Genomic DNA, 20,732 nt, shown 5'->3' with positions numbered 1-20,732 from the left:
CTCGGCCGGGTGCGCGGCTCTCCCCATCGACCACAGCCGCGCTCCCACCCGCCTGATTTCCTGATAAATTTTTAGAAAGGCAGCTTCCATGGAAGCGTTCGACGTAGCTCTGCCTGCGCTCGGAGAAGCGTGGGCTCTGATCCTGCAACCCGTTGTCCTGGGATACCTGTTTCTCGGGGTCGTGATGGGGCTCGCGGTCGGGGTTTTCCCCGGTCTCGGCGGCATCGCAGGTCTCTCGCTTTTGCTGCCTTTCATGTTCGGCATGGACCCGATCCTCGGCCTTGCACTGATGATCGGCATGGTCGCGGTTGTGCCAACCTCCGATACATTCGCATCGGTCTTGATGGGCATTCCAGGCTCGTCGGCGTCTCAGGCCACCGTGCTGGACGGCTTTCCGATGGCAAAGAAGGGTGAAGCCGCGCGGGCGCTTTCGGCCGCGTTCGCCTCGTCGCTGTTCGGCGGTCTGATCGGCGCCAGCTTCCTCACTGTCTTCATTCTCGTCGCCCGGCCCATCGTGCTTGCCTTCGGCTTGCCGGAAATGCTCATGATCACGATCCTGGGGCTTTCCATGGTCGCGGTCCTTGCGGGCCGCATTCCTCTCAAGGGGCTGGCTGCGGCTGGCCTCGGACTGATGGTCGGCACGATCGGCGAGGCGGATGCGGGCGGCAGCCTGCGCATGGCGACCTATGACATTCCCTATCTGACGGACGGCCTCAAGCTGGTCATCGTCGGTCTCGGTGTCTTTGCAATACCGGAAATCGTCTCCCTTCTCCGGCAAGATCGTTCGATCGCAAAGGGCTCAAGTCTTGGCGCTGGATGGGTCGAGGGGATCAAGGACTGGTTTGCCAATATCTGGCTTTCCGTGCGGTGCTCGATCATCGGCGTTGTCGTCGGCATTATTCCTGGCTTGGGCGGATCGGTCGTCGACTGGATTGCCTATGGCCATACAGTCCAGACCACAAAGGACAAGAGCAACTTCGGCAAGGGCGAAGTCCGCGGTGTGATCGGACCGGAGAGCTCGAACAATGCCAAGGAAGGTGGCGGACTTGTGCCGACGCTTCTGTTCGGCATTCCAGGTTCCGGCTCCATGGCGATTTTCATTGGCGCGGTCGCCCTGCTCGGCTCTGGTGACATTGAAGTCGGCCCCGGAATGCTGAAGAGCAATCTGGACATCACCTACTCCATCGTCTGGCTGCTTGCCCTTGCAAATGTCCTGGGAACGGTTCTGTGCATCGCAGCCTCTGGCGGCATCGCCAAGTTGACCACGATCCGCTTTACCTATCTTGCGCCGTTCCTGTTCATGTTGATCAGTTTCGCTGCGTTCCAAAGCGGTCAGAACTTCGAAGATCTCCTTGCCTTGTTTGCCATCGGCCTCATTGGCATCTTCCTGCGCCGTTTTGACTGGTCGCGCCCGGCGTTCCTCATTGGCTTTGTCCTTTCAAACCCGGTCGAGAAGTTCACCAATCAGGCTTTTCAGATCGCAAGCTTCCGCTTTCGCGAGAGCTTTGAAAGGGGCATCGACTACGTCTTCAGCCCGATCGTGATCGTGCTGATCATCATCACGGTCGTGTCCGTCATTTTGGGAATTCGCCAAGCCAAGACGATCATGGCCGAGGGCGACGTCCAATCGGGCTCGAAGCGCGCGCCGCTCGTCTTTTTGCTGGTGATCGCAGGTTACCTGCTGTTCGCGCTGGTCAACGCCAACATGATCCCCGACTACAATATGACCGACAAGGTCATTCCACTGGTCGTTGGCGGCCTGTCCCTGGCCTGCTGCTCGATCCTGCTCATCCAGATGATGCGTCGGCCCGAAGGTGATGTGATCTTTGCGGACAAGGAAATTGCCGGCGAAGATGCGGACGCACCCTATGGGCTCTGGCCGACACTGGCGTGGTTTGCCGCGCTGATCACAGCGACCTGGTTTGTAGGGTTCATTCTGGCGCTGGTCGGTTTCCTGATCACGTTCCTCAGGGTTCGCGCCGGCTGCGGCTGGGTCAAGACCTTGGCCCTGACCGGTGCGGGGATCGGCTTCATGTGCCTCATGGCCGGTGCATTGAACCGGGACTTTCCTCCTGGTCTCCTTCAGGGAGCGGCCGATCTGCCGTGGCCGCTGAAATGAGCCAGACCGCGATCCCATTCATCTTCATGCGTGGCGGGACGTCCAAAGGTCCCTACTTCCGGCGCGAGGAAGTGCCTGCCGATCTGGAGGCTTTGTCAAAGGTCCTGATCGACGCCGTAGGAGCCGGTCATCCACTCAACATCGACGGCATCGGTGGCGGCGCCGCGGTGGCCACAAAGGTGGCGATGTTGTCCGCGTCCGACGATGACTGGGCCGACGTCGACTATTTCTTTGCCCAGGTCTCCGTTGAGGAAAAGCTGGTCGACTTCAAGCCGACCTGTGGCAACATCCTGTCCGGCGTCGGACCGGCGGCGATTGAATTGGGTCTGGTGAAACCCACCGGGGATGAGACGGAGATCCGCATCCGGGCCGTCAACACCGGCGCCCAGGTGATTTCCAGGGTCCAGACGCCTGGCGGTGTTCTCACCTATCAAGGCGACACAGAAATCGCGGGTGTGCCTGGTGCCGCCGCACCGATCCTGCTGTCCTTCATGGGCGTTGTCGGGTCATCCACCGGAGCCTTCCTGCCAACAGGAAACCTGAGAGATACTGTTCAGGGAATTGAAGTCACCTGCATGGATGTCGCCATGCCGCTGGTGATCGCCCGCGCGAGTGACTTTGGTCTGACGGGGCACGAAAGCGCGGAGCAGCTCGACGCCGACACAGCCTTCTTCGAGCGCATGGAAGCAATCCGCATCGAGGCGGGCAAAAGAATGGGTATGGGAGACGTCTCCAAATCGGTGACGCCAAAATTCGGTCTTCTGGCCCCCGCCAATCAGGGGGGCACGATTGCCGCGCGCTACTTTATGCCCTGGAAAACGCACCCGACCATGGCCGTGACAGGTGCGCAGTGTCTTGCGTCATGCGCCCTCACCCCCGGCTCCGTTGCAGATGGTCTTTTGACACGCCCGTCGACCAGTCCTGTCGAAGTCGTGCTCGAACATGCCTCCGGCACGATCGATGTCCTGGTCGACTATTCCTCGGACAACGGCTTCGAGTTGAAGTCTGCCGGTCTGGTGCGCACCGCCAGAAAACTTGCAGACGGGCATGTCTATATCCCTGACATTGTCGCAATCGGATAGGCGGTCAGAATGAGCATCTACAATATCCTCGTGGCCTTCAACGGATCGGAAAGCGCCGTTTCGGCACTGAAATATGCCGCGTCTCTTGCCCGCAATGGCGCGCATGTCACGGCGCTTCTGGCTCACTCCAAGCATGAGGTGATCGAAAGTCGGGCGGCATGGGTTCCTGCCAAGGCGAAGGAAATCATCGAACAGGCAAATGCCGACATTCTCGACGAAATCGAGACGCGGTTCGAGGCCATGCGCGACGGTTTGGCACTTGGTGACAGACTGCACTTCCAACGCGAGGCGGGCCGTGTCGATGCGGTGATTTCCGAATGCGCGCGCGGCTACGACATTCTGATCATGGGGCAGGATCGCTCTGAAGGCACGGATGAACACGTCATGCAGCACCCCGATCGCATTGCCTTGATGAGCGGGCGTCCGGTCCTGATCGTGCCGGAAGGGTATGATTCTGTCGCCAGGCATGAGCGCGCGGCGATTGTCTGGGACGGTAGCCGCGCCTCCGCCAGGGCTCTCTCGGACAGTCTAGGTGTTCTTGAGGACCAAGGCGAGGTCACGGTTCTGACCGTGGAGGACCAGCCCACACCACGCCCCGTTTTGGAGCTCATGCAGCACCTTGAACGCCATAAGATCAACGCAAGCCACAAGGTCATTGCACCGGTGCCTGGTATCGCTCGGGCACTGATCGCCTATTGCGCGGAAAATGATCCCTGCGTGCTGGTCATGGGCGCCTATGAGCACTCAAAGTTTCGCGAGGACTTCCTCGGCGGGGTCACCGCAAGGGTTCTTAAAAACACCTCGATTCCGGTCCTTCTGTCGCACTGATACGGCGGAGAACCGCGAACCATCTAAGTCAACACAGCCGGATTGAAGACCGATGAAAGTCCATATTCTCGATGATTGGTTTGATACGCTTCGCGGCCTGCCCTGCTATGACAAGCTCGATGGTCAGGACGTCACAGTCTGGAACGACCATGTTGAGGACGAGGCGTTGCTGGCAGATCGTCTGAAGGACGCCGACGTGCTGGTCCTGTTTCGCGAACGCACCAAGGTGACCCGGACGCTGCTGGAGAAATTGCCCAACCTGCGCCTGATCAGCCAGCGCAGCGTCTATCCTCATGTTGATGTTCCCGCATGCACGGACAATGGCGTTCTGCTGTGCTCCAACATGCATGCTGGCACACCGTCCTATGCAGCCGCTGAACTGACCTGGGCTCTGATCATGTGCGGGATGCGTCAGCTTCCCAAACAGATGGCCTCCGTCAAAGCAGGCCAGTGGCAAATGGGCGTGGGCAAAACCCTGCGGGGACGACGTCTCGGTCTCTACGGCTACGGCCGTATCGCCAAGACAGTCGCCGGCTATGCCGAGGCGTTCGGGATGAATGTCGTCTGGTGGTCATCCGAGGACGGGCGCGCACGCGCGAAAGCGGACGGCGCAGTTGTTGCCGACAGTCGGGAGGCCTTCTTTGGCGACAGTGATGTGGTTTCAGTCCATGTCCGGCTGAAGCCGGATACAAAAGGCATCATCACTTCGGCAGATCTCGCGCAGATGCAGCCAGGTTCGGTCTTCGTCAACACATCCCGTGCAGGGCTGATCGCCCCTGGAGCTTTGCTCGACGCTCTGAACACTGGCCGGCCCGGCACAGCGGCCATCGACGTTTTTGATGTCGAGCCGCAATCTGACCCCGCCGACCCGCTCCTCGCTCATCCCAATCTCATCGCGACGCCCCATATCGGCTTCGTCACCGAGGATGAGTTCGATCTGCAGTTCTCAGATATTTTCGATCAGGTGAAAGCCTATGGCGAAGGCGCTCCAATCCACATGATCAACCCCGAGGTCTGGCGCGCTGGATGATCGCAGCTATGAGTGGCGCCCCGGTGATCACCAGGACGATCCGGGTCAGATGATGGGCGATGACAAAACCAAGGTCTGAGCCCGTCACGATCGCCAGAACCGTCATTTCCGCCTGCCCTCCCGGGGCAAAGGCAAGAAAAGCCTCGATCGGATGACCAAGTCCGAAATGCATCACGATCCAGCTGAACACGGCTGAGAGCACCGCGAGCACGGCAACATAGGAAAGTCCGGCTGAAACGATCCAGCGAAATTCCGACAAGGTCATGCCGACGAAGTGAACCCCGATACCGGCTCCGATCAGGAACTGCGCCGCGAGGATCGCCTCGCGCGGTGGGCGCATGTGGATCACATCTGTCAGGGACAGAATCGCGGTCACAATCATCGGCCCGAGGATGGACGCCCCGAAAAGACCAATCCGCTCTCCTCCTTTCCAGCCAACGATGGCCGCCAGGGACATGATCAGCAGCTCTGACAGGGGGAAGCCCATAACCGGTTCGCCCAGCGGATGGCTCAGGCCTGCGCCATAAACATTCACGAGCAGCACTGGCGCAATGGTCACGATGAACAGGATCCGTGTCGCATGGACCAGCGACAGCGAGCGGGCGTTCCCGCCGGCCTCGGTTCCGAAGATCACCATGTCCTGAAGCCCGCCGGGCATCGCCGCATAGTAGGCGGTCGGGCGGTCAAAGCCCCACACACGCTGGAAGAACGGCACGCCGATCAGGCCGCACAGCCCGATGAAGATCGGCACGAGGGCGATCGACCCAGCCATGGCGGGGGCATTGGCAAAGAGCGCAGGCGAAATCGACGCACCGATCGCCACCCCGAGGATCGAGCGTGCGCCGACGGATATGGCTCCGAAGCCTTTCAATTCCATCCCGGATAACGCTGCCAGCAAACAGGCAATCATCGGCCCGAAGAGAAACGGCAGCGGCAGGTCGAACAGATAGAACACCGCGGTTCCAGCACAGGACACTGCGAGTGTCGCGGCACGCATTTTCACGGTTCGACTGGAGAAGGACATCCGCATTTCACCTGATTGACATTTATGTATCCAACTGTATACATTTGGATGCGAAAAGCAAGGATCATGTTTGAGATGACATCCGAGGACAATCTGCAAGACGGCACACAGGAAGGCCCGCAAGGAAATTCCGCTTACCGGCAACTTCTCGAAGAGATCCGGTCTGGCCAGCTGAATTCAGGCGACAGGTTGCGGGAAACCGAACTGGCGGAGCGATTGGGCGTGAGCCGCACGCCGGTGCGCGAGGCCATTCGCCAGCTTGAGGCCGATGGCATCGTCTTCCACGTCCCGCGCCAGGGAGCGACCATCCGCCAGCTCGATTATTCAGAGGTCATGGAGCTCTATGAGATGCGAGCGGTGCTTGAGGGAACCGCGGCGCGCCTCGCCGCTCAAGCTGCCTCCGAGATCGAAATTGAAGAGCTGGAAGCGCTCAATCTCGAGCTAAAGGCGGCGGGAAGCTCGCCGGATGCGATTTTGCTCAATCGCCAGTTCCATGCAGCCATCATGGACGCGGCCAAGAACCGCTTCCTGCTCGGTGCCGTCACCACCTTGCAGAAGACGCTCATGATCCTTGGCCCCACGACATTGAGCCAGGCCGACCGCGCCGAACGGGCGATTGAAGAGCATTTCGGGGTTCTGGAAGCCATCAAGGCGCGTGACGGTCGGCTGGCAGAGGCAGCGATGCGCTCTCACATTGAATCTGCACAGCGTGTTCGTGTCCGCGCCTTGCGGTCCCGCCCGTTCTTCGACGAGGGGCTGCTGTAAGATGGCACATGATGTGGTTGTCATCGGTGGCGGGAATGCGGCTCTTTGCGCAGCGATGACTGCGGCAGAAGCCGGCGCCAGCGTGTTGATCCTCGAGACGGCTCCCAAGGCCTATCGCGGTGGCAACTCACGCCACACGCGCAACTTCCGCTGCATGCACAAGGGGCCATTGGGTCCGCTTGTCGATGACTACAGCGAAGACGAATATCTGGCCGACCTGATGAAGGTGACGGCCGGAAAGACCGATGGAGACCTCGCCAGGCTTGCGATCCGCAGCTCCGAAGAATGCCTCCCCTGGATGCAGGACCATGGCGTGCATTTCCAGCCGTCCCTGTCAGGCACCCTGTCTCTCGCTCGCACGAATGCCTTCTTCATGGGCGGCGGAAAATCGCTGGTCAACGCCTACTACCGGACCGCTGCAAAACTCGGCATCGACGTTCTGTATGAGGCACAGGTCACCCATCTGGAACTTGCTGGCGATCAGATCGCGTGGATCGACTACAGCCACGGTGGCGAGATCCACCGCATCACGCCCAAGGCGGTCGTTGTCGCATCCGGCGGATTTCAGGCCGACACGGAGTGGTTGACCCGCGCCTGGGGCCCGGCAGCGAAGAACTTCCTTATTCGCGGGACGCCCTACAATCGCGGCGTGGTTTTGGCCGATTTGCTGGATCAGGGTGTACAGTCGGTCGGGGATGCCGATCAATGCCACGCCGTGGCCATCGACGGCCGGGCACCCAAGTTCGACGGCGGCATCGTCACGCGTCTTGACTGCGTTCCCTTCTCCATTGTCGTCAACAAGAACGCCGAGCGCTTCTACGATGAGGGCGAGGACGTTTGGCCCAAGCGCTATGCGATCTGGGGCCGGCTGGTGGCTGCTCAGCCCGATCAGGTCGGCTATGTCATCATCGACGCCAAGTCCCTGAACCTCTTCATGCCGTCGGTGTTTCCACCTTTGAAGGCGGACACGATCGAGGATCTCGCGAGACAGATGGGATTGCCTGCCGATAGGCTGCGTTCGACCGTCGATGACTTCAACGCTGCCTGCGGGGATCAAACCGGCTTCCATCCGACAGAGCTCGACGGTGTGGCGACCTCCGGACTGACGCCTGCCAAGACCAACTGGGCCCGGCCGATCACCGAACCGCCGTTCTACGGTTACTCGCTGCGCACCGGCGTAACCTTCACCTATCTCGGCCTGAAGGTCGATGAGAACGCCCAATGCAGCACGCAAGACGGTCCCATCAAGAACCTCTGGGCTGCGGGTGAAACCATGGCCGGGTCCATTCTCGGCCAGGGCTATCTGGCCGGCTTCGGGATGACCATCGGCACAGTCTTCGGACGTATCGCGGGCCGGGAGGCCGCAGCCCATGCAAGCTGATCTGATCCAGGAAGCCCGGCGTCAGGCCGAAATCTGCCACGCCTGCCGCTATTGCGAGGGCTATTGCTCCGTTTTTCCGGCCCTCCACCGTGAGCGGTTCCTGACCGACGGCGACATCACCCAGTTGGCCAATCTCTGCCACAACTGCAGAGGCTGCTACTACGCCTGCCAATACACTGCGCCCCATGAATTCGACCTGAACCTGCCCAAGGCCCTGGCGGAGGTTCGGCGTAACAGCTGGGAGAGCTATGCTTGGCCTGCCCCGGTGGCCCGCAAGTTCCACACCCACGGCGGTGCCATCGCAATTGCATCGGTTCTGGGGTTCGCTGCCATGTTTTTGGCAATCCGCCTGATCGGGTCGGCTGGCGGGGACGGGTTCTACGCTGCCTTTTCGCATGGCGCGATGGTGGCGATTTTCCTGCCGGCGTTCTTCTTCCCCCTGGCGAGCCTTGCCATCAGCTTGAAGAAATACTGGTCATCGGTCGGTGGCACACGCATCGACTTGAAGTCCGTCGCGCGCGCATTCGGCATGGCCGCCGAGATGAGAGATCTTTCCGGTGGTCACGGCGATGGCTGCAATTTCGAAGAGGAAGATCGTTTCTCCCACGCCCGGCGCCATGCGCATCAGGCCATTCTGTACGGCTTTCTTCTGTGTTTTGCGTCCACCTCCGCAGGCACACTGATGCACTATTTTCTCGACATGCCGGCTCCCTATCCGCTGTGGTCCCTGCCGAAGCTGTTCGGTATTCCTGGTGGGGTGCTGCTGACAGGTGGCTGCGCCTGGATGATGTCTTTGAAACTACGGTCGGACCGCACCCTCGGAGATGGCAATGCCTGGGGCGGCGACTTCGGCTTTATCGCGCTGCTCGGGTTTGTCGCGCTCAGTGGTCTGGCGCTCTACGTCCTTGGGAGCACGGCCGCAATGCCCCTTCTTCTGGCGCTGCATCTTGGATCTGTGTTGAGCTTCTTTCTGCTCACGCCCTTCACCAAGATGGCCCACGGCTTTTACCGGCTGACCGCATTGATCCGGGATGCGCAACAAAAGCAAGCATAGTCACCCGAGAATCTCTCGCTGGAGCTTCTTGTTTGCGCCAACGTAGCTAGAGAGAGATGGCAAGATGTCATCTCGATCCAACTCTACAACCCACTGCAAATCCGCTTTTCTCAAGACTTTCAATTCGCTAGGCTGACACATTGGCAGATGGATTCAATCCGTTCTGCCTGAGTGCTTTCGTCAGTTCCGGACCCATCATGCCCCTCGCCTTCGATCCGCTTTCGCCTGACTTTGCCCGGGATCCCTATCCGTTTTATGCAGCTTTGCGCGAGACGCCCGGGCTGACGTATTTCGAGGACTTCGACATCTGGCTGGCGGCGCGGTTTGAGGACGTGGGCCAGATCGCCCTGCATCCGGCAATGGTGCGCTCGCTGGAGGGACTTGTCAGCCCTGAGGAAATCGCGGAGCAGAAGCGGGCGGGCAACTGGCACGACATGGCGAACCATTCCCGCTTTGTGCAATTCTCCCTGCTCGACAGTGATGGCGCGGTGCATGACCGGCTGCGCAAGCAGGTGTTCAAGCTGTTCACGCCCAAGATGGTCAACACGCTGCGCAGCGAGATCCAGACCTATGTGGACGGCCTGATCGAAAGTTTGAGCGACCGCAAGGAGATCGACTTCGTCGAGGATCTGGCCGCTCATGTGCCCGGTCACATCATCGGCCGGGTGCTTGGGGTTCCCGATGCAGATTGTCCTCAGCTCAGGGTCTGGTCCGAGAACATCGTCCAGTTCTTCGACATCGATCGGTCGGACGCGCGCAAGGAGCTGGCCGAGCGCAACACGACCGAGTTCTTTCATTATCTGCAAGGCCTCAAGGCGGAGCGCTTGAAAGCCCCGAAAGACGATCTGATGTCGGCGATGATCGTTGCTGAACAGGCCGGGCTGATGAACGAGGACGAGTTCTTTTCCACCGCCATGCTGATCCTTATGGCGGGCCACGGATCGACCATCGATGTGCTGGGCAGCGGTCTGCATGCGCTGCTGAAGTTTCCGGATGAGATGCAGCGCCTGCGACAAGACCCCGGCCTGATGAAGACAGCGGTGCAGGAGATGTTCCGCTATGAGAGCCCCCTGCCCTTCTTTCATCGTTACACGACGGAAGAGGTTCAGATCGCAGGGCAGAGTTTTCCGGCCGGCACGAAATTCGGCGTGCTCTATGGGTCTGCGAACCGGGACCCGGCACAGTTTCCAGATGCCGACCGCTTTGACGTGGCCCGCGCTCCCAACTGGCACATTGCCTTTGGCCGCGGCGCGCACTTCTGCCTCGGCAACCACCTGGCGCGGCTCGACATGGACATCATCTTTTCCGCGCTCTTGAAGCGGTTCTCGTCCATCGAGTTGACCGACCCGGAGCCTATCTACAAACCGGGTCTCTCCGTCAGGGGTCCGGCGTCTCTGGGAATTCGCTGGCAAGCTGCGTGAACAGCGATATTGTATTGTCCCAATGCAGCGTCATGGTCCCGCAACGCCATGATCTGGCGCTGACTTTCCCTTCCCCATTTCCAGGAGCTTTCATGCACCGCCTTTCCTTCACCTGTCTGATCGCAGCCGGCGCGACGCTCGGCGCCTCCGGGTTTGCCAACGCCGACACCCAGGTTCACCTTGGGCCGCGACCGCTTTACCTGGTGGACCAGATGGAAGATGGGGCGCTGAAGGACAAGCTTCTGGCCTGCGCCGCCACACCGGCTGCAAAAACCGACTTTTCCATTGGTCACCGCGGCGCTGCCCTGCAGTTTCCCGAGCACACGGCGGAAGGCTATGTCGCCGCCGCGCGGATGGGCGCCGGTATCATCGAATGCGATGTCACCTTCACCAAGGACAAGGAGCTGGTCTGCCGCCATGCGCAGGACGATCTGCACACGTCGACCAACATCCTCGCGACAGATCTGGCCGACAAGTGCACGCAAAGCTTCACCCCGGCCGGCAGTGGCTCGGACGCCACAGCAGAGTGCCGGACCAGCGACCTGACCCTGGCTGAATTCATGTCGCTCAAGGGCAAGATGGATGGCCGCGACAAGACCGCGGCAACCGTCGAAGACTACATGGCGGCCACCGCAGGCTGGCGCACGGACCTTTATGCGCCCACGGGCACGCTGATGACCCATGCTCAGTCGATCGAGCTGATCAAGGCCCAGGGCGGCAAGTTCACGCCTGAGCTGAAGTCTCCCGCCGTCAAAATGCCCTTCGATGGTTTCTCGCAGGCCGACTACGCTCGGAAGATGATCGACGAGTACAAGGCTGCCGGCGTCGCCCCAGAAGATGTCTGGCCCCAGTCCTTCAATCTGGACGACGTGCTTTACTGGATTGAAAACGAGCCGGAGTTCGGCAAACAGGCTGTCTATCTGGATGGCCGCTACGGCCGCAACGGGATCGATCCGAGCAATGCGGAAAGCTTCAAGCCGTCCATGGAAGAGCTGAAGGACATGGGCGTCAATTACCTGGCGCCGCCCATCTGGATGATGCTGGCTCTGGACGACGACAAGCAGATCGTACCGTCCGTCTATGCCCTCGCGGCCAAAGAGGCCGGTCTCAAGCTGATTGCCTGGACGCTCGAGCGCTCCGGTCCGCTCGCCTCAGGGGGCGGCTGGTACTTCCAGACCGTCAAGGACGCCATGGACAGCGACGGGAAGCTCTACGAAGTTCTCAACGTCTTGTCTGAAGATGTTGGTGTGGAAGGCGTTTTCTCTGACTGGCCGGCCACTGTGACCTATTACGCCAACTGCATGGGCAAGTAGAAACGCATCAGGCGGTCGCCCTCTTGGCGGCTCGCCTCTTTGCTATCGCGCCTGATCCAGAATGCGCTTGCACTCAAGCAACTCAAACAGCGTGGACTGAAGCCGGCGGACGTCGTCCTTGGACATGGCCTCCGGCGCGTCCGCGGCCTGACCGGCTTCCTTTTCAGACCGGAAGCGGTCCATGAAGCGCATGGATCCGGGTGCTTTTTCAGCCGCTTTGCGTGCGGAGGTCTCCGGCAGAACGTCGCGAGGCGTTGCCTCCTCCGGCGCAGCGTCATCGGCCTGCGGCACCGGCGGTGTTTCCACCACCTTGGGCTTTGAGACGGCTTGCTGGGTGGCAGGAACCGGCAGCGCATCTTCGCGCCAGATCTGCATGACGAAACGCGGGCCCTGCTCTTTCAGGATCCGCTGCACACCCTTGATGGTGTAACCTTCACCGTACAAGAGATGGCGAATGCCGCGCAAAAGCTCTACGTCATCTGGACGATAATAGCGCCGGCCGCCGCCGCGCTTGAGCGGCTTGATCTGGGTAAAGCGCGTTTCCCAGAATCTGAGGACATGCTGCGGCAGATCCAGATCATCCGCCACTTCGCTTATGGTCCGGAACGCATCCGGGCTTTTGTCCTGATTGGTCATGTTCGCTGGATCACAAGAGGAAGGTCCGGCTGCAAGGCCCGCTCAACCGATCAGGAGTTCTGGCCGGTCAGGGCGTCGTTGATCCGCTGCTTCAGCACGTTGCTGGGCTTGAAGACCATGACGCGGCGCGGAGAAATCGGCACTTCTTCGCCGGTTTTCGGGTTTCGCCCGATCCGCTCGCCCTTGGATCGAACGACGAAGGACCCGAAGGAAGACAATTTGACGGACTCTCCCGTCAAAAGGCACTCCGAGATTTCCGAAAGAACCCGCTCGACCAATTCAGACGACTCCGTGCGCGAAAGGCCAACCTTTTGATAGACCGCTTCACACAAATCGGCGCGCGTGATAGTTCTGCTGCCCATGACCACTCCCCGGCGAAGCCAACGATCTGGCTGATTTTGCTATAGAACTTACCGTATCCGGTTACGCTATTGCCTCACGGCAAACTGGTCAACAGGGACTCTGCAGTTCAGCCGAAATAACACCTAGTCTTTTCGACCAAGTGACGCGCCCTCACCAGCGCAGCAGAGCCGATCCCCAGGTAAAGCCGCCGCCCATGGCTTCAAGAAGAATGATGTCGCCTTCCTTCACCCGGCCGTCACGCACAGCCGTGTCGAGCGCAAGCGGGATCGAGGCAGCCGAGGTGTTGCCGTGGAGCTGAACCGTGGTGACCACCTTCTCCGGCGCGATGCCGAGTTTCTTGGCACTGGCGTCGATGATCCGCTTGTTGGCCTGGTGGGGAATGAACCAGGTCAGATCTTCAGAGGACAGGCCTGTGGCCTTGTAGGCGTCCTCGATAACGTCGGTGATCATACCGACCGCGTGTTTGAAGACCTCACGGCCTTCCATGCGCAGGTGGCCGGTTGTCTGGGTGGCCGACGGACCGCCGTCAACGTAGAGCTTTTCCTTGTGCTGCCCGTCCGAGCGCAGGTGCGAGGTCAGGATACCCCGGTCGGCGATGGTTCCCTCGCCTTCCCGCGCTTCGAGAACCACAGCCCCGGCGCCATCGCCAAAGAGCACGCAGGTGGTGCGATCTTCCCAGTCAAGAATGCGGGAAAATGTTTCCGCGCCGATGACAAGTGCCCGTTTTGCCATGCCAGTGCGCAGATAGGCATCGGCGGTTGCGAGCGCATAAACAAAGCCGGAGCACACTGCATGGACATCAAAGGCAAAGCCGTGATGGATGCCAAGTCGATGCTGCACGGTGACGGCGCTGGCCGGAAAGGTGTTGTCGGGCGTGGCGGTCGCCAGAATGATGAGATCGATGTCCTGTGCATCGACGCCGGCGCTCTCCAGCGCAGCCGTGGCCGCATTGAACGCCAGATCGGAGGTTACCTCGCCTTCGGCGGCAATGTGGCGCTGCTTGATTCCTGTCCGCTGGACGATCCATTCGTCCGAGGTATCGACCGTCTTTGCCAGGTCGTCATTGGTCAAACACTTGGCTGGCAGGTAGCTGCCGGTTCCAAGAACGGTCGAACGGATCACGCTCACAAATCACCTTCCGGGGTAGGCGCGGCGTCGGCGAAGCGGCCGCGATGATAATGCACAAGGTCCTGAGCGATCTTGTCGGTCAGGCCATTTCGAACCATGTCATAAGCCAGATCAATGGCTGCTGCATAGCCTTCTGCGTCTGTTCCACCGTGGCTTTTGATCACAATGCCATTGAGGCCGAGAAACACGCCGCCATTGACCTTGCGCGGATCCATCTTCTCGCGCAGCCGGTCAAAGGCGCTCTTTGCGAAGATGTAACCGATCTTGGACATGAAGGTGCGGCTCATGGCAGAGCGCAGGTATCCGCCGATCTGTTTGGCGGTGCCTTCTGCGGTCTTCAGCGCGATGTTGCCGGCAAAGCCCTCGGTCACGACCACATCAACGGTGCCCTGACCAATGTCGTTGCCTTCAACAAACCCGGCGTAGGACAGCGAGCGCAGCGGCGTTTCGCGCAGGAGGCGGCCGGCAGTGCGCACCTCTTCCAGGCCCTTCACCTCTTCAACGCCGATGTTCAAGAGGCCGATAGAAGGTTTTTCAACGCCAAACAGCGCGCGCGCCATGGCTCCGCCCAGAATCGCAAAATCGATCAGCTGCTGGGCATCCGCGCCGATGGTCGCGCCCACATCCAGCACCACGGATTCGCCGCGGGCCGTCGGCCAGATCGCCGCAATCGCCGGGCGCTCAATGTTGGCCATCGTGCGCAGGCAGAACTTCGACATGGCCATCAGGGCGCCTGTGTTGCCGGCAGAGACCGCGACCGCTGAGTCGCCTGTCTTCACGGCCTCGATCGCCCGCCACATGCTGGAGCGCCAGCGCCCCTGGCGCAGCGCCTGGCTTGGCTTTGCGTCCATTGCGACCGACACGTCGCAATGATGGAATGTCGAGGCGTCGCGCACACGCGGATACTTTTCCAGAAGCGGCAGGACCACCTTCTCGTTGCCATAGAGCAGGAAACGGATATCCGGATGACGGACGAGCGCAATCTCGGCGCCCGGAATCACGACTTCCGCGCCGTTATCACCGCCCATTACATCGAGGGAAATTGGAATGGTTTTCGCCATAGCCGGTCTTTTGAAGTGCTTTCCTTGGTCGGCCAGACTGCGATTATCTTGGCGCAGGACCTGAGCTCCACCGCATCTTTCGGAGCTCCTAAACGGTGGCGAACATAACGCTTTCCAGCTGTGAAACAACCATTTTCAAGCCGTCATCCTGAGGTTTTAGGCCTCAGGTTCGTCCTTCAGCTTTGCCAGAGCCGCAAATGGCGACGGCGCCGGTTCGTGCTCTTCCGCGTCATCGGTCTCAACGGCTTCGAACTCTGCCCCGGGCTTGCGCGGAAACGCGTCGACATTCAACGCCAGCTGCTCGCAGACAACGGCTCCCAGATCGAGAACCCCGTCAACCATCACGTCCGGCGGATCAAGGGTCTCCAGTTCGATCTCGATCTCCCCTTCATCGTTCAGGTCGCGCGGGCGTTTTGGACGGCTGGACACCGGCTCAAAGGTCCGATCGACTTCATCGAAGAGCTCCTCAACGAAGGGCTCGAGCGTCACGACGCAGGTGCGCTGCAACTTGCCTTTCACGGTTCCGGTGACACGTACACCGGCCTTGCGCCACGGCTTGAGGCGAAGGTCCGCGGTCAAGGTTTCAATGCCGTCGAGCTCATAGGCCTTTGCAATCCGCTGGCGCTCTCCCTCATTGAGTTCAAGCACCACCTGACGCTCTTCATTGCCCAGACGGTCACCCGCGATCTTGTGCGAAAAGGGGAAGGTCTCAGTTGCCATTTTCTTCTTCCTTGTCGGCAAACGGCTCGGGGTCCGGGAACGTCAGCCCGCCGGAGATGATAGCCTCCGGTGTCTGGCTTTTCAGGTCCGCGGCCGCGGCGATCAGATAGCGCGCCAGCGCCTTTTCCGAGCCTTTGCTGTCCGTATCGGGATAGATATTTCGCGTCAGGGCCTCGGCCAGACCATCCACGTCACCTTCTTCAAGGGCTGGCATATAGGCATCGGCACGGCCATAAAAAGCCTCTCCCAGCGCCTTGATCTTTTTCGGCACGCGCACATCGGACACGCCCATCTCGCGCAAGCTTGCATCCATGTCGTTAAAGAAGACGTCGAAGACCCTTTGCGCGAAATCCGAGATGTCCTTGCTTTCGCAGCGCAACCGGCCGAACAGAAGCACCGCATGGACGACGATCATGTCGAAGCGGCCATCGACCGTGTCTGGAACGGCCATGCGTTCATAGAAGGGCATTTGCCGCGCTTGAGCCACGATCTGTGAATAGACCTTGAGCTCTGCGTCGTGCTTTTTGCGGCGGAAGAGGCCGAAGAGCATGGTGATCTCCATGATAACTGGTGTTGCCATGTGCCCTATCCCACGATAGGGACTTTGCCAAGAAACGATTGTTGACACCGGCCGTGATGACGGCCCTACAGGAAGACCCGCATGAATATCAAGGCGCATGCCGTCCTCATCCCGCTTCTTGTCGCCCTGCCGCTCGGCGGCTGCTTCACGCAGACCTATACCCACGGCCACGTCATTTCCAATGACATGCTGTCCCAGGTCCAGGTTGGCTCTTCCAAGGAACAGGTTGAGATCGTTCTCGGCTCGCCCTCGACAACCTCGAGCCTCAGCGGCGACGCCTACTACTATATTTCGCAGGTCACCGAGACGACGGCCTTTCTTGCGCCGGACATCGTCGAACAGCGGGTGGTCGCGGTTTATTTCGACGAAGACGGCTACGTACGTGACCTGGCCAACTACGGCCTGCAGGATGGAAAAGTCATAGACTTCATCTCGCGCAAGACACGCACCGGCGGATCGGATTATGGCTTCCTGACCCAGATTCTGCGCGGCGCTGCAAACCCAAGCCTCGGCCTTTAAGGCAAACACATCTTCGAATGCGAAAGCTCCGGCAGGGCCTGCCGAGGCTTTCTTTTTTTCGAAGTGCTGACGACAATCAGTGCGCCAAGACCGCCAGCAGCAAGAGCGCAACGATGTTGGTGATCTTGATCATCGGATTCACCGCCGGACCTGCGGTGTCCTTGTAGGGATCGCCGACCGTATCGCCCGTGACGGACGCCTTATGCGCTTCCGAGCCCTTATGGTGGGTGACGCCGTCCTTGTCGGTGAAGCCGTCCTCGAACGACTTCTTGGCGTTGTCCCAGGCTCCGCCGCCAGCCGTCATGGAGATGGCGACGAAGAGACCGGTGACGATCACGCCAAGCAGCATGGCGCCAACCGCCGCGAAAGCCTCCGACGGCGTTGCAACGGCCCGCACCACAAAGAAGACAAACAGTGGCGAGAGCACCGGCAGGAGCGAGGGAATGATCATTTCCTTGATCGCCGCCTTGGTCAGCATGTCCACGGCGCGGCCGTAGTCAGGCTTTTCCGTGCCCTGCATGATGCCCGGCTTTTCCTTGAACTGGCGGCGCACTTCCTCGACCACGGCGCCCGCAGCCCGGCCCACCGCTGTCATGGAAATGCCGCCAAACAGATAGGGCAGCAGACCGCCAAACAGCAGACCGGCAACCACATAGGGGTTCGACAGGGTGAAGAGCGTGTCGACGTCAATGCCCTCGAAGATCGACCCGGGCTCTGCCGTGGAGGCAAAGAAGCGCAGATCTTCCGTATAGGCGGCAAAGAGCACCAGCGCGCCGAGGCCTGCAGACCCGATGGCATAGCCCTTGGTGACAGCCTTGGTCGTGTTGCCGACCGCATCAAGCGCATCCGTTGTGGCACGCACTTCGGCCGGCAGATCCGCCATTTCCGCAATCCCGCCGGCATTGTCCGTGACCGGACCGAAGGCGTCGAGTGCGACGACCATTCCCGCCAGGGCCAGCATGGTCGTCACCGCGATGGCGATGCCGAACAGTCCGGCCAGAGCGTGGGCCACCAGGATGCCCGCGATGATGATCAGCGCCGGCAGTGCGGTGGCTTCCAGCGACACGGCCAGTCCCTGGATCACATTGGTGCCGTGACCGGTGACGGACGCCTGGGCGATAGACCGCACGGGGCGGTATTCCGTGCCCGTGTAATATTCCGTCACCCAGATGATCAGTCCGGTCACCAGAAGGCCGACGATGCCGCAATAGAAAAGGTCCATCGCGGTAAAGCTGACGCCTCTTGCCGTCGTGTAGACGGTGCCCGCGCCAAGCCAGCTGAGTGTGATGATCAGGAACGCGACGGCCGACAGCACCGCGGTGGCGATGAAGCCCTTGTAGAGCGCACCCATGATCGAGTTGTTGCTGCCGAGCTTGACGAAGAAGGTGCCGATGATCGAGGTCACGACACAGGCCGCACCAATGACCATGGGCAGAAGCATCAGCTGTTCAGCGACAGCCCCGGTGAAGAAGATCGACGCCAGAACCATGGTCGCGACCAGGGTCACGGCGTAGGTCTCGAACAGATCCGCTGCCATGCCGGCACAATCGCCGACGTTGTCGCCGACATTGTCGGCGATGGTGGCCGGATTGCGCGGATCGTCTTCGGGAATGCCCGCCTCAACCTTGCCGACGAGATCGCCGCCGACATCTGCACCCTTGGTGAAAATGCCGCCGCCCAGACGGGCAAAGATGGAGATGAGCGATGCGCCGAAGCCAAGCGCAACCAGGGAATCGATCACGACCCGGTCGGTTGGCGCATAGCCCATGGGTCCGGTCAGGATGGCATAATAGACCGCAACGCCCAGAAGCGCGAGGCCGGCAACCAGAAGACCAGTGACGGCGCCTGACTTGAAGGCGATCTCAAGACCGGCAGCCAGGGACTGGCTGGCGGCCTGGGCCGTGCGCACATTGGCACGCACAGAAACCATCATGCCGATGAAACCGGCCAGGCCCGAAAGAACCGCGCCGATCAGAAAGCCGATTGCGGCCGTGCCCGACAGCAACAGCCAAGCCAAAACAAAAACGACCGCCCCGACAATGGCGATCGTTGTGTACTGGCGTGTCAGATAGGCCTGAGCCCCTTCCTGAATTGCGCCGGCTATTTCGCGCATGCGCTCCGATCCGGCATCGGCGGCCATGACCGACTGGATGGCCCAGCCCCCGTAGGCAATGGACAAGAGCCCACAGACAATGATGACGACTAACTCGCTCATAATTCCTCCCAGAAATGTCGCGAGCCCGATGTCAGCTGGTTTGTTCTTGTGTTTCGATCCGGCTCGCCCTTGACCGAACCGGCAAGACCGGTCCGTCAACACGGGAACTACGATAGCAGCAAAAATCCAAGTGCCGTCAAGTTACTCGTTGAATTAACTTAAAACTCACCCTTGGGCATTTTAAGACGCGATGCAGCAATTTACTGGCACGCAATGCAGCATTCACTTTTCTTTTCTTGCGGCGCAACAAGCACTTGACCCTCAGACGGCGTTGTTTCGCCGTTCATGGGTCAAAAGCCAGCCAAGCAAAACCAGGCAGAGCAAAACGAAGGGAAACACCAACCAGTTGACCGTCGACCAGCCGAAGACATCCAGCAACTGGCCGGAGGAGAAGGAGGCAAAGGCGACAAAGCCGAAGACCAGGAAGTCATTTGTGGCCTGCACCATATTGCGCTCTTCAGGCTGATAGGTGTCGGTCAGCATGGCTGTTGCGCCAATGAAGCCGAAGTTCCAGCCGAGGCCGAGCAGAATCAGTGCGCTCCAGAAATGCACCAGCTCGATGCCCATCAGCGCCACGATGGCACAGGCGGCCAGCATGGCGAGACCGATGGCCACGATGCGCTCCTTGCCGAAGCGGGCGATCAGGCTGCCGGTGAAGAAGCTGGGGCCGAACATGGCCAGAACGTGCCACTGGATGCCCAGCGCCGCATCGGTCTCCGACAGACCGCAGGCAATCATCGCCAGTGGTGTTGCCGTCATCACCAGGCTCATCAGCGCATAGGATGTGACGCCGCAGGCAGCGGACACGATGAAGCGCGGCTGGGCCATGATCTGGCCAAGCGGCCGGCCACCGCGGGGCGTGCCCTTGACGTGCACGGGCTTCGGGATCTTCAGGAAGGCAACCAGCACGAGCGAGATCAGCGCGAGGCCGGACTGGGCCACATAGGTGCCGGCAAAGAGGATCGGGTCAAAGGCGTCCTTGGTCCAGATCACGGTCTGGGGGCCGACAATGCCGGCCAGCACGCCGCCGGCCATGACCCAGGAGATCGCCTTGGGCTTGAACGCGTCGCTGGCGGTGTCTGCGGCTGCAAAGCGGTATTGCTGGGCAAAGGCATTGGCAAAGCCAGTGAGGCAGGCGCCCAGGGAAAACAGCAGGAAATCCTCAATGAAGATGGCAAAGGCGGCTAGAAGACCGGCCACACAGCCCATCAAGCAGGCAGCCATAAAGCCCGGCCGGCGACCGAAGCGGCGCATGATCATGCCGGCCGGCAAGGTACCCAGCGCCGTGCCCAGCACCATGGCCGAGACCGGCACGGTCGCCAGCGACTTGTTCTCCTCCAGCAGCATGTAGCCGACCAGGGAGCCGGTGATGATCACGATCGACGCGGAGGCCGCGCCCACGGCCTGGGCCATGGCAAGCAACAGCGCATTGCGGCGGGCCAGGCGGTCATCGACAGCGGCGGAAGCAGAAACAGACATGAGAAATCCGGAGT

19 protein-coding genes are annotated in these 20,732 nt (G+C 60.4%); 10 read left to right on the top strand and 9 right to left on the bottom strand.

The window, feature by feature from the left end; all coding sequences use genetic code 11:
- The first annotated feature begins 88 nt into the window (after positions 1 to 88).
- The 4 genes from IG617_RS02315 to IG617_RS02300 are packed head-to-tail and all read left to right on the top strand — an operon-like array spanning position 89 to position 5,059.
- Positions 89 to 2,119, top strand: coding sequence for a tripartite tricarboxylate transporter permease (locus IG617_RS02315; protein WP_192106930.1), 2,031 nt, complete (start codon positions 89 to 91; stop codon positions 2,117 to 2,119).
- Positions 2,116 to 3,201 carry a 4-oxalomesaconate tautomerase gene (locus IG617_RS02310; RefSeq protein WP_192106928.1) on the top strand — a complete coding sequence of 362 codons (1,086 nt, stop codon included), beginning with the start codon at positions 2,116 to 2,118 and terminating at the stop codon, positions 3,199 to 3,201. Before IG617_RS02315 ends, IG617_RS02310 begins: the two co-directional genes overlap by 4 nt.
- Positions 3,202 to 3,210: 9 nt before the next feature.
- Positions 3,211 to 4,029: a universal stress protein gene (locus IG617_RS02305; RefSeq protein WP_192106926.1), complete on the top strand. Its 819-nt coding sequence runs from the start codon at positions 3,211 to 3,213 to the stop codon at positions 4,027 to 4,029.
- A 52-nt stretch (positions 4,030 to 4,081) separates the two neighbouring features.
- Positions 4,082 to 5,059: a D-2-hydroxyacid dehydrogenase family protein gene (locus IG617_RS02300; protein ID WP_192106924.1), complete on the top strand. Its 978-nt coding sequence runs from the start codon at positions 4,082 to 4,084 to the stop codon at positions 5,057 to 5,059.
- On the opposite strand, the gene IG617_RS02295 is transcribed toward IG617_RS02300, so the two are convergent.
- Positions 5,031 to 6,083, bottom strand: coding sequence for an AbrB family transcriptional regulator (locus tag IG617_RS02295; protein ID WP_209008209.1), 1,053 nt, complete (start codon positions 6,081 to 6,083; stop codon positions 5,031 to 5,033). The genes IG617_RS02300 and IG617_RS02295 overlap by 29 nt on opposite strands.
- 66 nt (positions 6,084 to 6,149) lie before the next feature.
- Between IG617_RS02295 and IG617_RS02290 the strand changes: the two genes are divergently transcribed.
- From IG617_RS02290 to IG617_RS02270, 5 genes are all read left to right on the top strand, one after another.
- Positions 6,150 to 6,848 carry a GntR family transcriptional regulator gene (locus IG617_RS02290; protein ID WP_254170404.1) on the top strand — a complete coding sequence of 233 codons (699 nt, stop codon included), beginning with the start codon at positions 6,150 to 6,152 and terminating at the stop codon, positions 6,846 to 6,848.
- A 1-nt stretch (position 6,849) separates the two neighbouring features.
- A complete protein-coding gene (gene tcuA, locus IG617_RS02285) occupies positions 6,850 to 8,229 on the top strand; it encodes an FAD-dependent tricarballylate dehydrogenase TcuA (protein ID WP_192106919.1) in 1,380 nt (459 codons plus the stop codon).
- Positions 8,219 to 9,283 carry a tricarballylate utilization 4Fe-4S protein TcuB gene (tcuB, locus tag IG617_RS02280; RefSeq protein WP_192106918.1) on the top strand — a complete coding sequence of 355 codons (1,065 nt, stop codon included), beginning with the start codon at positions 8,219 to 8,221 and terminating at the stop codon, positions 9,281 to 9,283. Before tcuA ends, tcuB begins: the two co-directional genes overlap by 11 nt.
- 197 nt (positions 9,284 to 9,480) lie before the next feature.
- A complete protein-coding gene (locus IG617_RS02275; RefSeq protein WP_192106912.1) occupies positions 9,481 to 10,704 on the top strand; it encodes a cytochrome P450 in 1,224 nt (407 codons plus the stop codon).
- Between the two features lie 92 nt (positions 10,705 to 10,796).
- Positions 10,797 to 12,017 (top strand): glycerophosphodiester phosphodiesterase family protein, encoded by a 1,221-nt coding sequence (locus IG617_RS02270; RefSeq protein ID WP_192106911.1) that lies wholly within the window; start codon positions 10,797 to 10,799, stop codon positions 12,015 to 12,017.
- Positions 12,018 to 12,059: 42 nt separating this feature from the next.
- On the opposite strand, the gene IG617_RS02265 is transcribed toward IG617_RS02270, so the two are convergent.
- The 6 genes from IG617_RS02265 to IG617_RS02240 form a co-directional block, all read right to left on the bottom strand.
- Positions 12,060 to 12,653: a MerR family transcriptional regulator gene (locus IG617_RS02265; RefSeq protein ID WP_192106910.1), complete on the bottom strand. Its 594-nt coding sequence runs from the start codon at positions 12,651 to 12,653 to the stop codon at positions 12,060 to 12,062.
- 50 nt (positions 12,654 to 12,703) lie between these two features.
- Positions 12,704 to 13,015, bottom strand: coding sequence for an integration host factor subunit alpha (locus IG617_RS02260; protein ID WP_153769555.1), 312 nt, complete (start codon positions 13,013 to 13,015; stop codon positions 12,704 to 12,706).
- A gap of 151 nt (positions 13,016 to 13,166) precedes the next feature.
- A complete protein-coding gene (locus IG617_RS02255) occupies positions 13,167 to 14,144 on the bottom strand; it encodes a beta-ketoacyl-ACP synthase III (RefSeq protein WP_338109929.1) in 978 nt (325 codons plus the stop codon).
- Positions 14,141 to 15,205 carry a phosphate acyltransferase PlsX gene (gene plsX / locus IG617_RS02250; RefSeq protein WP_192106908.1) on the bottom strand — a complete coding sequence of 355 codons (1,065 nt, stop codon included), beginning with the start codon at positions 15,203 to 15,205 and terminating at the stop codon, positions 14,141 to 14,143. Before plsX ends, IG617_RS02255 begins: the two co-directional genes overlap by 4 nt.
- Positions 15,206 to 15,361: 156 nt before the next feature.
- On the bottom strand, positions 15,362 to 15,925 hold the full coding sequence (locus IG617_RS02245) for a YceD family protein (protein WP_192106905.1): 564 nt from the start codon (positions 15,923 to 15,925) through the stop codon (positions 15,362 to 15,364).
- Positions 15,915 to 16,505, bottom strand: coding sequence for a ubiquinol-cytochrome C chaperone family protein (locus tag IG617_RS02240; RefSeq protein WP_209008208.1), 591 nt, complete (start codon positions 16,503 to 16,505; stop codon positions 15,915 to 15,917). Before IG617_RS02240 ends, IG617_RS02245 begins: the two co-directional genes overlap by 11 nt.
- 81 nt (positions 16,506 to 16,586) lie before the next feature.
- Between IG617_RS02240 and IG617_RS02235 the strand changes: the two genes are divergently transcribed.
- Complete coding sequence (locus tag IG617_RS02235) at positions 16,587 to 17,024, top strand: outer membrane protein assembly factor BamE (RefSeq protein ID WP_192106904.1); 438 nt, start codon at positions 16,587 to 16,589, stop codon at positions 17,022 to 17,024.
- A 76-nt stretch (positions 17,025 to 17,100) separates the two neighbouring features.
- Here IG617_RS02235 and IG617_RS02230 read toward each other — a convergent pair whose 3' ends face one another.
- Together IG617_RS02230 and IG617_RS02225 are read right to left on the bottom strand one after the other, a co-directional pair.
- The gene (locus IG617_RS02230) at positions 17,101 to 19,239 is read right to left on the bottom strand and encodes a sodium-translocating pyrophosphatase (protein ID WP_192106899.1); all 2,139 of its coding nucleotides are present in this window, start codon (positions 19,237 to 19,239) and stop codon (positions 17,101 to 17,103) included.
- 261 nt (positions 19,240 to 19,500) lie between these two features.
- Positions 19,501 to 20,718 (bottom strand): MFS transporter, encoded by a 1,218-nt coding sequence (locus tag IG617_RS02225; RefSeq protein ID WP_192106898.1) that lies wholly within the window; start codon positions 20,716 to 20,718, stop codon positions 19,501 to 19,503.
- Positions 20,719 to 20,732 lie beyond the last annotated feature (14 nt).

Source organism: Roseibium polysiphoniae, from assembly GCF_014842925.1.
Taxonomy (GTDB): Bacteria; Pseudomonadota; Alphaproteobacteria; order Rhizobiales; family Stappiaceae; genus Roseibium; species Roseibium polysiphoniae.
This window is presented reverse-complemented; position numbering and strand designations above follow the sequence as displayed.

Bases quoted from the DNA above. Each gene is read 5' to 3' on its own strand.
- IG617_RS02315 (WP_192106930.1), top strand. From the start codon at position 89: ATGGAAGCGTTCGACGTAGCTCTGCCTGCGCTCGGAGAAGCGTGGGCT.
- IG617_RS02310 (WP_192106928.1), top strand. From the start codon at position 2,116: ATGAGCCAGACCGCGATCCCATTCATCTTCATGCGTGGCGGGACGTCC.
- IG617_RS02305 (WP_192106926.1), top strand. From the start codon at position 3,211: ATGAGCATCTACAATATCCTCGTGGCCTTCAACGGATCGGAAAGCGCC.
- IG617_RS02300 (WP_192106924.1), top strand. From the start codon at position 4,082: ATGAAAGTCCATATTCTCGATGATTGGTTTGATACGCTTCGCGGCCTG.
- IG617_RS02295 (WP_209008209.1), bottom strand. From the start codon at position 6,083: ATGTCCTTCTCCAGTCGAACCGTGAAAATGCGTGCCGCGACACTCGCA.
- IG617_RS02290 (WP_254170404.1), top strand. From the start codon at position 6,150: ATGTTTGAGATGACATCCGAGGACAATCTGCAAGACGGCACACAGGAA.
- tcuA (WP_192106919.1), top strand. From the start codon at position 6,850: ATGGCACATGATGTGGTTGTCATCGGTGGCGGGAATGCGGCTCTTTGC.
- tcuB (WP_192106918.1), top strand. From the start codon at position 8,219: ATGCAAGCTGATCTGATCCAGGAAGCCCGGCGTCAGGCCGAAATCTGC.
- IG617_RS02275 (WP_192106912.1), top strand. From the start codon at position 9,481: ATGCCCCTCGCCTTCGATCCGCTTTCGCCTGACTTTGCCCGGGATCCC.
- IG617_RS02270 (WP_192106911.1), top strand. From the start codon at position 10,797: ATGCACCGCCTTTCCTTCACCTGTCTGATCGCAGCCGGCGCGACGCTC.
- IG617_RS02265 (WP_192106910.1), bottom strand. From the start codon at position 12,653: ATGACCAATCAGGACAAAAGCCCGGATGCGTTCCGGACCATAAGCGAA.
- IG617_RS02260 (WP_153769555.1), bottom strand. From the start codon at position 13,015: ATGGGCAGCAGAACTATCACGCGCGCCGATTTGTGTGAAGCGGTCTAT.
- plsX (WP_192106908.1), bottom strand. From the start codon at position 15,205: ATGGCGAAAACCATTCCAATTTCCCTCGATGTAATGGGCGGTGATAAC.
- IG617_RS02245 (WP_192106905.1), bottom strand. From the start codon at position 15,925: ATGGCAACTGAGACCTTCCCCTTTTCGCACAAGATCGCGGGTGACCGT.
- IG617_RS02240 (WP_209008208.1), bottom strand. From the start codon at position 16,505: ATGGCAACACCAGTTATCATGGAGATCACCATGCTCTTCGGCCTCTTC.
- IG617_RS02235 (WP_192106904.1), top strand. From the start codon at position 16,587: ATGAATATCAAGGCGCATGCCGTCCTCATCCCGCTTCTTGTCGCCCTG.
- IG617_RS02230 (WP_192106899.1), bottom strand. From the start codon at position 19,239: ATGAGCGAGTTAGTCGTCATCATTGTCTGTGGGCTCTTGTCCATTGCC.
- IG617_RS02225 (WP_192106898.1), bottom strand. From the start codon at position 20,718: ATGTCTGTTTCTGCTTCCGCCGCTGTCGATGACCGCCTGGCCCGCCGC.